The following is a 14,407-nucleotide window of genomic DNA, read 5'->3' on the forward strand; positions in this document are numbered from 1 at the left end:
TTAAAAAGTGAAACATCGCCAGAAAAGCAAATTTTCCGCCAAGGCTGTGCAGTTCATCGTCAGATTCCCCCGTAGGTTACTCGTCTACTCGGTTCATCCTTCGGTAGTTTCGCCTTGTAACCTAAGTATACCCGTGGTGGAGTATAGTAAACCACTTCAAGCTAAATAATTTGAAAACTATTTGAACGTATTGTATTTCTCGTTTTTTTAGATAGTAGAAAGTTTCTTAATATAAAGGAATGAAAGAATGAGAGACCCAGTTTTAAGAAAATATCATTATGATTTTCTTTATATAGTCTACATCATTAAATATAGTAGCTTCTTTATCGTCATATTCACCATAAGGGAAAAAACACTCCGTATTCATTTCTCCAGACTGTATCATATATGGCAAATCTAGCAAAGAAAATACTTTTTGCTCTACATCTGGAATTAGCAAACACACATATATTACTTGAATACAAGTTGCCATCAACTGAAAAATGGATTGATTTTCTAATCGCTGGCCATGACAAAAAGGGCCGAAAAACTGCAGTTATTGTGAAATTAAAGCAATGACAGGAAGCGATGGTGGAAAAAGGCGATGGCATTGTAAGAACTTTGTTAGGCGGTGGGGAACGGAAAACTGTTCATTCATCTTATCAAGTGCCTTCCTATTAGAACTGGATTCAATCAGTGGATCTCAGTTGAGTCGTCGACTTGCGAAGTTGGATACAAAGGAACTGGCCGACCTAGTGGCTTAATCAGCATATCAAGCTAAATTATCTGTTCATCGACTCACTTAAAGGGATCTGGAACCAATTTTTCATTGCTCTAATTACCGTAGGATAGGTTGAAATCATGCGCTTTGAAAACCAATCAACACAGACAGCATGGAAATTTTACGGCCTTTACCGACTCTATTTATTGGAACTGTGGAAGAAGGCTCCGGAGGAATTAAACCTTAAAAAAACAATGTAGGGGTAGACAAAAAGCACGAGTCAGAACAATAAAAGAACTGGATTTAGGTGAAGATTCTGCGATAATAATTCCTATTTCCAAAGAACATTAATCGGGAAATAATAAATTAACGCAATCAAAAGAGAACGCGTTGTCACGCTAACCCATTCCCTTTTTGTTTTTAGATACTGTAATAATATCACTTTAAAGGAACAAAATTAATTCGTGCTAGGCTACTGGGTGTTTGAAATTAAATTATGGAAATTCTTTTACATGAATTTCCTGTTAGACTCCTGGTTCTATGGTATTATTGCAATAATAAATATATTAAAATGTGAATCAAATTCACTACGTTGCTTAAATATAGGTTGAACACATTCAGAGAGTACGCCATTCAAGACCGGGCTATTGAGTGAATGATCATCTATGAGTTTACAAAAGGGGAATTTGTAGGAGTCATTCAAAATGATGTATCAGAAGCAATCGTGTTCAATATACCGAATACCTAAAAGCGTGTGGAATTTTTTATTGCCGTTAACGATAGTGAGCAGAATCACGCCGTCATTGTTGAATTAAAACAGTGGGAAAGCGATATAGCTCATTAATGTTGGAGAAACTGCTGTATAGATAACAAAAAGGATGAGGTAAATGTCAGAGATAGAGATAGATTCCTGGTCATTTCATGAAGATAGTTTGAAAGGTATCAATAATCAAGACTACTACTTGAACTATCCGGTGATATATTTATTGAACAATGCCAAGGAAGCTTATATTGGCGAAACTGTGTACTTTAAAAAAAGAATGCGTGCCCATTTGAATGCAACAGATAGAAAAAAATTACAACAAATGCATCTAATTAAACATGAAAAATTTAATCGTTCAGCCACTTTTCATTTGGAAACAAAGCTTATTAACTATTTTCTTGGTGATGAAAAATACAAACTACAAAATAAAAGTAAGACCATGAATGATTTTAGCCATAACTATCATAATAAAATGTATTTTGATCAATCTATTTTTGAAGATATATGGGAAGCGCTTTATAAAAAAGGAATTGTAAAACATAAGCAGCATGTTATTGAAAATAAAGATATCTTCAAGTTATCACCCTTTAAAGAGCTGTCTTTAGAACAACTAGAATTGAAAGAAAAGGTCTTAAATTTCTGTGAAAATTGTTTTAGCAAAACATCTGAAAATCAAGGGAACCTCTTTGTTGTGCGGGGCGAAGCAGGAGTAGGGAAAAGTGTTGTACTAAGTTCCATCTTCAATACTTTACAAGAATATGCTAGTGAAAGAGCTTCCTTGCTATATAAAACAGAAAATTATTTAGTAGTTAATCATGAAGAGATGTTGAAGACATATAAGGGAATTGCATCACAACTAAAATATTTGAAAGCAAAAAACTTCGAAAAACCGACACCACTTATAAATAGATTGAAAAAAATAAACAAGAAAGCGGATGTCATACTAGTAGACGAAGCACATTTATTATTGACTCGACAAGATGCTTATAATAACTTTTATGGTCGGAATCAGTTAGAAGAACTATTAAAGCTCGCCAAAGTAGTTGTAATAGTTTATGACGAAGATCAGGTATTAAAACTAAAAAGTTTATGGGAAGAAGTCACACTTGATAATTTAATGAAATCCAGTTCGAATGTAGAGTACTACGAACTGACAAATCAATTTCGCATGCAGGCTAATGATCAAGTGATTGATTGGATTAATCATTTCAAGGAAAAAAGATTAATGCCACTACCTCGAGATGAAAAATATGAAATTAAGATATTTGAAACTGCTAAAGAGATGCATGAAAAAATTAAAGAAAAAAATAAGTTGCACGGTTTAAGTAGAGTGGTTTCAACCTTCGATTATCCTCATAAAAAAGATGGTGAGATTCATTATATTAAAGAAGATAGTGGTGAATATCACATACCCTGGAATATTACTAACAGTAAATATACATGGGCAGAGAATACATCTACAGTTGAAGAAGCTGGATCGATATATACAATACAAGGTTTCGATTTAAAGTATGTCGGTGTAATAATAGGGCCATCAGTTAAATACGACGAAAAAAATGATGAATTAGTTATTAAAACAGAAGCTTATAAAGATGTTGGAGCGTTCGTTGGAACAGAGGGAGTAGATAATGTAGAGAATGCAAAGGAACGTATTATTTTAAACTCATTAAATGTACTGATGAAACGTGGGATAAAAGGTTTATATTTGTTTGCAAGTGATGCTGCATTAAGATCCAAGCTTTTAGAATATCAAAGTATGTTAAATGGTTAGATACCCGACGAAAGCTGTGTCTTATGTCATAGCTGGTTTCTGAAGGGAATGTCCAGGGGGAAATCAGTGTCAATCATCATAATATTGCCTATTCCTAAACACGATTACGACATTAGTTAGAACATCAAAAACACAAGAGCCATCTAAAACTACTTAGTGTTAGTGTTGGCTGCCTATGCACCACAAAATTAAAAAACCGGTCCCCAGTCCGAAAACTAGTAAACCGGTCGTTGTGGCTTTTTAGCCGTTTACAAGTTCTGCTACATTTCGCTCGATAACCCAAGCGCTAACAATTGGTGCGAGTCCAGCGCCGTTAATTTGGAATACATTCGCAGCAATGATCTCCTGCATCGCCGCCTCAATGCTTTGCGGCGTCAAATCTGCGCGGGGTTCATCTACTGACAAACTCACCCTTTTTCCGCTTGCTGTGTTGAAATTCAACTGTAGTGTTTTAGCCATTTTTTATTCCTCCTTTCCCGATTAGTTAATTGTTGAATTAGTTAATCAAACTTTTTTAAAAATAATTAATATTCGTCAAAAAAAGACCGATAGTATCACATATTCAAAGATGTATCTTTGTTTAAATTGCACATGGGCAAACCATAAAAGTGGGGGGAGCGCCCGAAATTGTATCTTCGGGCGCACTGAAAATAGATAGAGAAGAAACTTTTTTATCATCAAAAAAAGCAAGCGCACCTTTACCTTGACCATTATAGGGGAGCGACGTCTGGGTGATGGACAATTTAATGACTGTATCGTCCCATATTCCAAAGGGCATGGATGCTGAAGAAAGTATCCTGAAACTGGACGAAGCGATTCGGTTTGGGTATTCCTATGGTTGTCATAGGTACCTATTTTTATGGGACTATTTTCATGTTATATGGCATTATTGTAATAGTTGGAAGATTAGACACATTGACGTGGGTGCGACAACTGAGTGATGAACTTGGGGGGATATTATGAATGCAGACAATAGTATGATATCGGGATTTTATGAGGGGATTTTGGCTACAATCAAGATGGTTATGACGTCAAGTGCGTTTCTCGTTGTCGTCCTATTCGTGATTTTGTGGATCATCCTGCAGTGGAAAATGCCGGTTATCAAAGGGAAGTATGGGGAGTGGGTTGTACAGACGAAGCTTCGGAAATTAGGGGATGCATACACTGTCTTCCATGATGTTTATATTCCGAATGGTGAGCGGGGGCTGACGCAAGTAGATCATATTGTGACCTCCGTTTATGGCGTGTTTGTCATCGAAACGAAACATTACAGCGGTTGGATTTTTGGTGATGAGTTTAAACCATATTGGACACAAGTTATATATAAACGGAAAACAAAAATGTACAATCCAATCCGGCAAAATTACGGCCATGTTCAAGCTTTTCTTACCTACATAGGACAACAAGGAATGCAGGGTGTCAGCTCCATCATCGCATTTTCATCTAACTCTACTTTTAAATTCAATAAGGGTTTCACCTCAGCACATGTCATTCAGTTCCCTGATCTTCTAAAAACAATCAGTCAGTACAAGGAGCAGCACATTAGTGAGGATACCGTGAAGGGGATCAATGAAAAGCTCGCGGAACTTTTGGCTCTAGATAAAAAAGAAAGGAAACTTCTTAAGGCTGAGCACATGCAATCGATTCGAAAAGCGAAAAATGCCAAACAGACGGAACGTTCACATACGAGCCGTACGAAAAAGATATCCAAGCATGATGCCTCGCCATTATATACTGCTTGTCCGAAGTGTAATGGGCAGTTGACCTTGAAGACAGGTAGATACGGAAAGTTTTACGGTTGCAGTAATTATCCTGATTGTCGGAATACGGAGAGTGTAAATGTGGATCAGTAGCGGTGGAGTGTTTGGTTTTATAAGATACCAAGTCTAGATAGATTATAACTAATTTTAAGTACCTGTGCGCTAAAATATTCCGACAATTCATTCCGATTACATATTTATGAATCGGAGATTAGATAGATAGTTGATTTAATAATCTATATTGGCTTTTTATACAATTGGGTGAATTGTTGGTTGTTTTTTTGCACAGGTACCTCTTTTTAAGTTTTTAGTGTATTCTTGTCCATGCGTGAGTCCTTTTTATTGGATTTGTACAGGAACTACCTGTACAAACCATTATAAAGGACTTTTTGTTTTGTTTTCATTTAGTTTTTGAAGATTATGTGTGTTTTTAATCTTGTGCATTTATTAATGCAACGCTCGTGTCTTTCTATATAAACTGCATTTCCGTTATTGTCAATGAGGACCCTAGATACTTAAAGGCGCCCCCAAAAAAATCGGGCGAAGTGTATGTATCTATAAAAAGATTATTAAGCGTTTTTTCAGTGTGTTCCACATAGAGGAACTAAGGGTTTGCATATGAAACAATTGATTGATACCATAAGATTGTGGATAATATGAATATTCTTAATTATAGGGAGGAATTTAATAATGGTCGTACAGGCAGAAAAAATCGTTGGGAAAATTGTTAAACCTTTTGATTGCTTACATTATATTGACGGTCAATTTGTAGAATCTAATAATAAAAAAACTTTCAATAATGTGAACCCAGTAACTGAAAAAGTTTATGGTACCATCGCAGAAGGAAGCAAGGAAGATATTGATTTAGCTGTTAAGGCTGCTAAACGTGCTTTTGAAGAAGGACCATGGGGAAAAATGAGTACAAAGGAACGTTCAAATATTCTCCGTAAAGTTGGAGATATTCTTGAAGCAAGACAAGAAGAAATCGCCCAATTAGAATCATTGGATACAGGTAAACACCTTAAATTTTCACGTCATGTTGATGCCCCTCGTGCAGCAGCAAACTTCCAATTCTATGCGGATTACGTGACGTCTGTAGGAACAGAAGCATACCAAGATGATACGCATAATGCGATTAACTACGGATATCGTCGTCCAATTGGAGTCGTTGGATTAATCCAGCCGTGGAATCTTCCATTATTCTTATTAACTTGGAAATTAGCCCCAGCTTTAGCAGCCGGCTGTACAGTAGTTATAAAGCCATCTGAATTAACGCCGATGACTGCAACATTATTAATGGAAATCCTTAAAGAAGCTGGTGTTCCAGATGGAGTAGTTAACATGGTTCACGGCTTTGGACCTGGTGCTGGAAGTGCAATCAACAAACACCCTGACATTGCTGGAATCGGCTTTATCGGACAGGTGAGCACGGGCTCTAAAATTATGGAGGAAGCCGCTCCTACATTGAAAAAGCTTTCTTTCGAATTAGGTGGTAAAAACCCTAACATTATTTTCGCAGATGTAGATATTGATGAAGTCGTTGAAACAACGATTCGATCAAGTTTCACAAACCAAGGGGAAGTTTGTGTCTGCGGTTCAAGAATTTATGTAGAACGTTCAATTCATGATGAATTCGTAGAAAGATTTGCGGCGAAAACAAGAGAATTAAAAGTTGGCGATCCTTTTGATATGGACAATGATCAAGGCGCATTAGTTGCCAAAGTACACTATGATAAAGTGATGAGCTACTTGAAAATTGCTGAAGATGAGGGCGGTACTTTTGTAACTGGCGGTAAACGCCCAGAAGGATTGGATAAAGGATATTTCATAGAACCAACGATTATTACTGGTTTAGATGACACATCCCGTTGCGTTCGCGAAGAAATCTTTGGGCCAGTCGTTACAATTATTCCGTTTGACACAGAAGAAGAAGTGATTGCCGCAGCAAACGATACGCGGGTGGGCTTAAGTAACACAATCTGGACGAATGATATCCGTCGTGCACACCGTGTAGCACAATCAATCGAATCAGGATTATCTTATATCAACTGCTGGTTCGTACGTGACCTAAGAACTCCATTTGGCGGTACGAAAGATAGTGGAGTAGGACGTGTCGGCGGTAGTCACAGTTGGGAATTCTATACAGAATTAACGAATATTTGTGTGAAGTTATAAGAGTAATACAAGGTTTTCATTCGCATTAATTGAAATAAAAAGAGGGTAGTAAATACCTATAAATCATGATGCCATAAAAGCCTAATTTCTCGGCGTTGGAATCGACGGCATGATGTAATCCACCAATTCTAAAATAAGAAGCGTCAACTCCGGTTATAGGGGTTGGCGCTTTTTGGATTTTCAGAGAGCTGGTTTTTAGTGCGATGCGGTGATGTTCAAGCATGTGATGGCTGCCTGTGCACCACACAATTTAAACACAATTCCGATTTTTTCTCCATGAAACAAACATGAAAGTTTCGTGCACAGGCACAACACAATCAAATATTGGCATCTGTGTTTGGCGCGTTTATTGACAAGTATTATGGAAATGAAGTTAGTGAAGGTGTAGAAAAAATTCAGCATGATAGTGGAATCCCCCTTTGGCTAAGACTGAGGGGGATATTTTTTTGAAATGAGGTTAGCTGAACAGTGAATGGGTAAGAGTCAACAAAGCGCATGATTAATAATAAGGCAACGTCTGTTCGCTAAATAATATGAAATTTTTAGTCAAGGTGGTATGATAATTAATGCGGAGTCAATAGTTTTCAATACTCGAACTATTGGGATTTATATTTTAAAAACTGGAGGGAAATTTATGGGGAGAATAGTTCATTTTGAAATTCATGTTAGTGACATGGAGCGAGCAAAGAAGTTTTATGGAGATGTGTTTGGTTGGTCATTTGAGGATTGGAGTGAGTATGCAGGAATGCCTTACTTCGGAGCAGTGACAGGCGGTGCGGACGAGCTTGGAATTAATGGTGCTTTAATGCAACGCCGAAGTACTCCTCCGGAAGCCAATCAAGCTTTAAATGGTTTTGCTTGTACAATGGGGGTAGAGAATTACGATGTTTCTGAAGCTAAAATTCTTGAAAGTGGCGGTCAGGTAGCGATGCCGAAATACGCACTGCCTGGAATGGCTTGGCAAGGCTACTATACTGATACTGAAGGAAATCTCTTTGGTATTCATCAACCAGACGAGCATGCAAAGTAAAATTCTTATATGAAGTTTTGAAGGCTATTCCCGTTCTTCTGCAGTTCATTTTAAGGCAGGAATAAAACCTCTATTAAACAGCCAATCGACGATAGTAACCCGGCGATTGGCTGTTTAGTTTCGTTGAAGAAGGATATTTTTATTAAAAATGATATAATATTCCTATAGTTAAGAGTGGTGGAGGAATGTATGGTGGGCGTATTTCGTGGCACTGGTAAAGTAGTAAATACAGTTCTTGGTGGAGCTGCTACAGGTGGGGTTAAACTAGTCAGCAAAGTAATATCTACGAAGAATGAAAAAGCTGGTCGTTACGTAGGTGAGCTGGGTCAAAGTGTTATTGAGGCATCGAAATATGCAGTTGATTCAGTCGGGCAATTTGCAGATGGTACAGTGCAAAGTGCTTATGGAGTCGTCAAGAAAGATACTTACCATAAACAACAAGGTTGGGGAGATATTAAGGACTCAACAGGACGCACAATAAAGGGAATTGGTTCGGGTATCAAATACACAGTGAAAAGTACTGGAATTACACTCAATGGAATACGTAATAAAGACAGAGAAGAAATTCTCCGTGGTGTAGGAAACTTAGGTAAGGTTGTAGCAGTCAGCGCTTTTGCAATAGGAGTTATTGATATTGTGGACGGGCCTGACTTAGCTCAAGCAGAAACCCTTGAGACACGCAATGATCACTTAGCTGGATTGAATCATTCTGAAACAGGGGTTCAGTTTCTAGAGAGTACAGTCGAATTACCTAATGGTGAACTCCAAACAGGCGCTTTCCCTTTGTTTGAATCTCAATTTAGTATCATCTTAGCGGAAGAAATGTATTTAGAAAGCGACAACACACATTTTCAAATAGCGAATGAAACACTTTACCAAGCTATTCAAGAATCACCAAAAGTAGGAACTGAATTAGGATTATCCCAAGTTGATGTACAAGCATTAGGTAATGGAATTACTCCTGAAGGCTATGTTTGGCACCACAATGAACAACCAGGAGTTCTTCAACTACTTAATGAAGAAGCACACCAAAACACAGGGCACACTGGTGGTAGGGAAGTTTGGGGTGGGGGAAGTGGTTACCGGTAAACGGGACGAAAAGTCAACACGGATTTTTTATTAATGCAATTTTAATGAACAGTACAAGGTTCTTATTAAATTCTGAGTTGTGTTAGTGTCAGTGGTACTGCTTTTCATTGATAGCCAAATTTTATGAAATTGTAATATAGTTAAATTATTCAAGTAACTAGACCAAGTTGGGAGGAATAGTATGTACTATGTATCCAATGATAAGGCAGTAAAAATAGGCGCTACGACTTTTTCAGAGCTTAATTATAAGGAAAGTGATTTAGAAGAATTATTACGAAAGAATATCGATATAATCTGCGATGAAGAAGAATCGATGCTGATTGTGGGAAAGCAAGTACGAAATGCCCAGCATGGAATTAGTGATCTTACTGCAGTGGACAACAAAGGAAATATTGTCTTAATTGAAATCAAAAGAGATCGGAAAGATATTGAGGGCCGAAAAGAAGCCTTTGAATTTCAAGCCATTCGGTATGCAGCAAGTTATGCAACTATTGAAGACTCAGAGGATTTAGTGAATAAAATCTATGCCCCCTACATCGAGAAATATCGAAGTGAATTCGAAAACGACCCTTTAACAAGCGTAGAACTCGGGAGTCGAAAGTTAATGGAATTTTTGTGGGAAAATGGGGCGGAAAGTAATTTTAATAAGAACCAAAAAATAATACTGGTTGCATCTGATTATGATGAGCAAACCCTGTCGGCAGTTGCTTGGCTGAATAGTAATAGTGTTGACATTACTTGTTTTAAAATGATTCCTTACAAAATACAGGATGAAGTGTACATAAATATTGAAAAGGTATTGCCAGTTAATTCATATAGGGATTATTACGTTAACTTCATAGACAGTCCAATAAGAAGTAGTGCGCAGAAAAAAGGCATTACGCGGAGAACGCTGCCTAAGATTAATGAAATGCTCGAATGGGGCGTTGTTAAGGCTGGTGATACGATAGTTGCAAAAGGACGGGAAGATGAAGGGAAACTTCTGGCCAACGGAAATGTTGAAGTGAATGGCGGACAAATCTCCATGCAGAAATGGTTAAAAGAACTTTTTGGCTGGTCTAGTATACAAACCTATGTGTTTGCTGTTCATAAGGAAACTGGAAAGACGCTTTCTCAAATTCGTGAGGAGTATATGGAGAAGGAAAAGCTAATTTATTAATTATTAATATAGTTCCATGAGAATTCCTTTATTACTTAGAAAATAGTGTTATGTACCACTTTGCGCGGAACTATTCAGTAAATACAATGCAATTCTATAATAATACAAAGTAAATCAACACCTATGCGTTTTTTCATTATTTTTTGTATAATTATTTGGAAATTTAAATGTTCGTCTTTGTGTCTCACACAGCGTACCTCTTTTAAGTTGTTTTATATAAAATCAAAACTAGAGGATTGAATAACAAAGGTCTATCGAAAAGAATGTTACTCCCCACATGATATGTACATCCATCCCATAGCCAAGGGGATACTGAATTGACATTCATATATTACCTATGTCGGCCAGGTATGATATTTCCGGAGATTCACAAAGCAATTGTATTAGACAGAGTGAGGTGATATAGTCTCAATACTATTCAGAAAAAGAGGGGAAGATAGTAAATGAGTAAATATTTAACAAAACAACTCGAACTAACGCGTAATAAACTGCTTTATGACGTCAAAAAGCTGGATGCAGGTGTGATCGATGTACAGCCTGATGGTTTAAACAACACGATTCACTGGCACATTGGTCACATCCTAACTGTAGCCGAAAAATTCCTGTTTGGCTTTCCGGAAAAGTCCCAGTATATCCCTGAGAATTACATAGGGCTATTTGTCAACGGCACCAAACCTGCAGACTGGACCGGTGTCGTACCTACAGTCGAAGAATTAACCAAACAATTAACCGAGCAGCTGGGGCGCATCAAACAGATTCCTGCCGAGTACTTTGAAAAAGTGCTTGAACAGCCGATATTCGGGGAAAATACATTCGGCGAACTTGCAGCAGTCCTCGCTTGTCATGAAGCCAACCATATTGGGCAGATACACGCGATGAATATTACAGTGAAAGCGGCAGGGAAATAAGCGAAGCAGAAGTTAACAGCTTAGGCAGCATCCTGGATGTGAGGCTTAGCATACTGGGGCTGCTTAAGTATTTTCGATTTGTTTTGGAGTAACTATTTCGTTTCCTAGGTATTCCCATGTGTCACTTTAGGCGCTATTTTGCACAGCTAACTTAAAAAGACAACTTCCTTCAGATGGGTAGCATCAAGAAATCGCGTTTACAATAAAGAGAATCCAAATATAAAAAGCCTAATTTCTCGGTAATATAAGTGAGAAATTAGGCTTTTTAAATATGCGGTCCTGATACTACCCTTTAATTTTAGGTACTGTGCGCGGAACTATTCAGTAAATACAACTCAATTCTATAATAATACAAAGTAAATCAATACCTATGCAATTTATCTTTATTCTTAGTATAATTACTTAAATATATGAATAGTTTGTCTTTGTGTCTGATACAGGTACCTCTTTTTAATAAACGCAGGACTTCAACAGATTGTGCGACTAAATATAGAGCAAGTTGATGAAATTGATTTGCCAGTGGGGTAGGGGATTGTGTATGCATTGCACTCGTTGTGGGGGTACGATTTTTGAAAAAGATCAATTTTGTGGGACTTGTGGTAATAACCTTTTGGACAGTAATGTGGAAACGCCTAGTGAGACAGAAAAACCAGACTTGTTGAAAGCTTTTGTGGGCGAGTATAAAGAGTCGTATTATTTTGGAAAATGGGCAAAAAATGAACGACGATCATGGAACTGGGCAGCTTTCTTTGCTACATTTTTCTGGCTTGGTTATCGGAAAATGTATAAGCATGTACTAGTGATCCTGCTGTTATTTATTATTGCTGACGTAGTACACTTTTTAGTAGGAGCCGCTACCACCCGGTTTGACTCATATATCAGCATTGGTATTGCGGTGCTACTTGGTATTGGTGGTAATTTTCAATATAAAAAGTTTGCACAAAAGGAAATCAATAAATTAGAAAAGCACTTTTCAGGTGACGAGCTTCTAGAGAAAGTACGAAAACGTGGTGATAGTAGTTGGAAAGGCTTTTGGTTAACGTTTTTGTTGTTTGTCGGGTATGTAGGTATTTCGGCGGTTTTTGAATCGGTCGTACATTCTGTTACCGAGGTAGAGAGTAACACAGAATTGACAACTTATACCGATGAAGACTATGGGATTTCATTTGATTATCCAATCAGTTGGAACAATAGGATAGAGATTAGTTATGGAACCTGGGCTAGTAATTCGGAGGGAACAATCGATTTTCATTATTTAAACCACTCGAAAGCAATTGAACAATACGTATTTAGCATCATTATTTATGATGAAGTTTTAGAGGAGAGTTACTGGGGAAATAGCGATGAAATATACATAACCAATGATGGTGAAAAAACTTACACATTGGCGATTGCCAGTGAGGCAAATGAAGAAATGCATAGCCCGTTAAACCAAGAGGACTTGGATTTTGTTGCGTTTAATATGATACGTGAATTGGATTTTGTTTTAGATTCATTTCGGTTTGAATGAGGAAGTTAAGTGAGGATTTGTACCGAATAAAAGATCTGCTGTTTTCGATTTGTCGCATAAAACGGAAAGTTCGAGCTGTAAACAATTATGTCTTTCATGAGGGGACTTATAAGTTGAAAGTTAAATTAGATGGGTTCGTCTTTGTTTCTCACACAGGAACCTTTTTTAAGCAGCAAAGTATGCAGTTGTGGTAAATAAGTAACAGCTCAGTAAGTCTAAAGTGAAAAGCGACCCAACCACAGTTGATCGTGGGTAGGACGCTTTTTTTGTTTTGAAAGATTTAAATACAATCAAATTTGAATTGTAGCACCTTGTAATTTTAAATATTGACCATCTTTTACAGTGATATAAGTATCAGCCTGGATATTTTCATTTGTAACAATACTACCGAGTTGGTGGCTGCTATTTGAACTTACCTCTAAATAACCCATCCCGATGGGACTAGTCAAAATTACCTTATACTCTCCAGCGGGTATGTCCTTGTCGACTTTGTACATGCCATCTTTATATAATCGATCCTTTGGGATTATGGATAGTTCCGAGGCTACTGGATGCATTTCTCCTCCAGTCATTTTGAAATATTCACCATCTTGAAGAGTGACATATGAGTGGGAGTCGTCCATGAGATTATCGTTAAAGATTATGCTGTACAGACCTATGGCGCTATCTTTTGCGCTATCGATATATGTCATGTCATCAGATAAAGCCGGATATTCTCTAACAGGTATTTCAGATCTCACTTTGTACGTACTCAGTTTTATCTTGTTAGCATCTGCTTCAGCTGTAATTAGTGGCTTCTTCTAGCTTTTAGTCAGCAGCTGCCTTTTCATCTGCATCCTTCTTATCTAATTCAACTTTCTATTCATCTGTGAATTCGGGCTCTTTTTCAACCTTATCGATAACCTATTTTGCAGGACCTGACACTTCAACCTTTTTGAGTTTTCCTCACCCGTTCGAATCTCTTCTATTATAAGTGATTTAATAGGGTGGCCCAAGAAATCTCTTTATCATATGGATTATTCGCTTTCTATTTCATTACTTTTTTAAAAACTATTCGGATGTGTGTTGTTCGTCTTTGTGTCTGACGCAGGTACCTCTTTTTAATTGAAAAGGAATTAGAATAGAAAGATGTTTAATTTCTAATGATGAAAAAGGAATGAGATAGTGCACTTTGGTGCAGTAGAAATAGAAATGGAAACTATTTTAAATAAGACTTGCATTTCATTAGATAGAATGGTATATTTATTAAGTTGCTTTTGCGACATTATGAAAACAACGCAAAAAGAAAGTAGAATTAGTTGTTGACATGAACTAAACGAAATGTTATGATATAAAAGTTGTCGCAGAAAATGACAACGACTAAAGGTGAAGGGTGCTAGTTGATCCTTCCGACATGAACCTTGAAAACTGAACAGCAAAACATCAATGAAATACAGCGAGAGTGCTAACGCACTTAAGCAAAACGTTTCTAACTAAGCTAGCTTCGGTTGGCTGAATAGAAACACACACAAGAATCTTCGGATTCGAGTCAGCAAGAAATGA

At 37.3% G+C, this 14,407-nt stretch carries 13 protein-coding genes; 10 read left to right on the forward strand and 3 right to left on the reverse strand.

Annotated features, from left to right (window positions below):
• Positions 1 to 387: 387 nt before the first annotated feature.
• The 3 genes from AC25Y6_RS15005 to AC25Y6_RS15015 all read left to right on the forward strand — a co-directional run bounded on the left by AC25Y6_RS15005 (position 388) and on the right by AC25Y6_RS15015 (position 3,234).
• On the forward strand, positions 388 to 558 hold the full coding sequence (locus AC25Y6_RS15005; RefSeq protein WP_488143587.1) for a hypothetical protein: 171 nt from the start codon (positions 388 to 390) through the stop codon (positions 556 to 558).
• Complete coding sequence (locus tag AC25Y6_RS15010; RefSeq protein WP_488143588.1) at positions 555 to 743, forward strand: hypothetical protein; 189 nt, start codon at positions 555 to 557, stop codon at positions 741 to 743. The genes AC25Y6_RS15005 and AC25Y6_RS15010 overlap by 4 nt, the downstream gene beginning before the upstream one ends.
• A gap of 844 nt (positions 744 to 1,587) precedes the next feature.
• Complete coding sequence (locus AC25Y6_RS15015; RefSeq protein WP_488143589.1) at positions 1,588 to 3,234, forward strand: DUF2075 domain-containing protein; 1,647 nt, start codon at positions 1,588 to 1,590, stop codon at positions 3,232 to 3,234.
• A gap of 240 nt (positions 3,235 to 3,474) precedes the next feature.
• Here the strand turns inward: AC25Y6_RS15015 and AC25Y6_RS15020 are convergent, their stop codons facing one another.
• Positions 3,475 to 3,693, reverse strand: coding sequence for a DUF2922 domain-containing protein (locus AC25Y6_RS15020; RefSeq protein ID WP_488143590.1), 219 nt, complete (start codon positions 3,691 to 3,693; stop codon positions 3,475 to 3,477).
• A 121-nt stretch (positions 3,694 to 3,814) separates the two neighbouring features.
• Positions 3,815 to 4,012, reverse strand: coding sequence for a hypothetical protein (locus tag AC25Y6_RS15025; RefSeq protein ID WP_488143591.1), 198 nt, complete (start codon positions 4,010 to 4,012; stop codon positions 3,815 to 3,817).
• Positions 4,013 to 4,193: 181 nt separating this feature from the next.
• Here AC25Y6_RS15025 and AC25Y6_RS15030 point away from each other — a divergent pair, with 181 nt between their 5' ends.
• The 7 genes from AC25Y6_RS15030 to AC25Y6_RS15060 all read left to right on the forward strand — a co-directional run bounded on the left by AC25Y6_RS15030 (position 4,194) and on the right by AC25Y6_RS15060 (position 12,865).
• Positions 4,194 to 5,087, forward strand: coding sequence for an NERD domain-containing protein (locus tag AC25Y6_RS15030; protein WP_488143592.1), 894 nt, complete (start codon positions 4,194 to 4,196; stop codon positions 5,085 to 5,087).
• 597 nt (positions 5,088 to 5,684) lie between these two features.
• Complete coding sequence (locus AC25Y6_RS15035; protein WP_488143593.1) at positions 5,685 to 7,169, forward strand: aldehyde dehydrogenase; 1,485 nt, start codon at positions 5,685 to 5,687, stop codon at positions 7,167 to 7,169.
• Positions 7,170 to 7,803: 634 nt separating this feature from the next.
• A complete protein-coding gene (locus tag AC25Y6_RS15040) occupies positions 7,804 to 8,199 on the forward strand; it encodes a VOC family protein (protein WP_488143594.1) in 396 nt (131 codons plus the stop codon).
• A 189-nt stretch (positions 8,200 to 8,388) separates the two neighbouring features.
• Positions 8,389 to 9,288, forward strand: a complete 900-nt coding sequence (locus tag AC25Y6_RS15045) for an HNH endonuclease (protein WP_488143595.1) — start codon at positions 8,389 to 8,391, stop codon at positions 9,286 to 9,288.
• 181 nt (positions 9,289 to 9,469) lie between these two features.
• Positions 9,470 to 10,447: a hypothetical protein gene (locus tag AC25Y6_RS15050; RefSeq protein ID WP_488143596.1), complete on the forward strand. Its 978-nt coding sequence runs from the start codon at positions 9,470 to 9,472 to the stop codon at positions 10,445 to 10,447.
• A 443-nt stretch (positions 10,448 to 10,890) separates the two neighbouring features.
• Positions 10,891 to 11,355 carry a DinB family protein gene (locus tag AC25Y6_RS15055; protein WP_482106643.1) on the forward strand — a complete coding sequence of 155 codons (465 nt, stop codon included), beginning with the start codon at positions 10,891 to 10,893 and terminating at the stop codon, positions 11,353 to 11,355.
• Between the two features lie 622 nt (positions 11,356 to 11,977).
• The gene (locus AC25Y6_RS15060; protein ID WP_488143597.1) at positions 11,978 to 12,865 is read left to right on the forward strand and encodes a DUF2628 domain-containing protein; all 888 of its coding nucleotides are present in this window, start codon (positions 11,978 to 11,980) and stop codon (positions 12,863 to 12,865) included.
• Between the two features lie 290 nt (positions 12,866 to 13,155).
• On the opposite strand, the gene AC25Y6_RS15065 is transcribed toward AC25Y6_RS15060, so the two are convergent.
• The gene (locus AC25Y6_RS15065) at positions 13,156 to 13,605 is read right to left on the reverse strand and encodes an Rv1352/Rv1906c domain-containing protein (protein ID WP_488143598.1); all 450 of its coding nucleotides are present in this window, start codon (positions 13,603 to 13,605) and stop codon (positions 13,156 to 13,158) included.
• Between the last annotated feature and the right edge of the window lie 802 nt (positions 13,606 to 14,407).

The sequence above is a fragment of the Sporosarcina sp. Y1004 genome (assembly GCF_057669665.1).

Excerpts from the sequence above, each read along its gene's own strand:
- AC25Y6_RS15005 (WP_488143587.1), top strand. The coding sequence starts at position 388 with ATGGCAAATCTAGCAAAGAAAATACTTTTTGCTCTACATCTGGAATTA.
- AC25Y6_RS15010 (WP_488143588.1), top strand. The coding sequence starts at position 555 with ATGACAGGAAGCGATGGTGGAAAAAGGCGATGGCATTGTAAGAACTTT.
- AC25Y6_RS15015 (WP_488143589.1), top strand. The coding sequence starts at position 1,588 with ATGTCAGAGATAGAGATAGATTCCTGGTCATTTCATGAAGATAGTTTG.
- AC25Y6_RS15020 (WP_488143590.1), bottom strand. The coding sequence starts at position 3,693 with ATGGCTAAAACACTACAGTTGAATTTCAACACAGCAAGCGGAAAAAGG.
- AC25Y6_RS15025 (WP_488143591.1), bottom strand. The coding sequence starts at position 4,012 with ATGCCCTTTGGAATATGGGACGATACAGTCATTAAATTGTCCATCACC.
- AC25Y6_RS15030 (WP_488143592.1), top strand. The coding sequence starts at position 4,194 with ATGAATGCAGACAATAGTATGATATCGGGATTTTATGAGGGGATTTTG.
- AC25Y6_RS15035 (WP_488143593.1), top strand. The coding sequence starts at position 5,685 with ATGGTCGTACAGGCAGAAAAAATCGTTGGGAAAATTGTTAAACCTTTT.
- AC25Y6_RS15040 (WP_488143594.1), top strand. The coding sequence starts at position 7,804 with ATGGGGAGAATAGTTCATTTTGAAATTCATGTTAGTGACATGGAGCGA.
- AC25Y6_RS15045 (WP_488143595.1), top strand. The coding sequence starts at position 8,389 with ATGGTGGGCGTATTTCGTGGCACTGGTAAAGTAGTAAATACAGTTCTT.
- AC25Y6_RS15050 (WP_488143596.1), top strand. The coding sequence starts at position 9,470 with ATGTACTATGTATCCAATGATAAGGCAGTAAAAATAGGCGCTACGACT.
- AC25Y6_RS15055 (WP_482106643.1), top strand. The coding sequence starts at position 10,891 with ATGAGTAAATATTTAACAAAACAACTCGAACTAACGCGTAATAAACTG.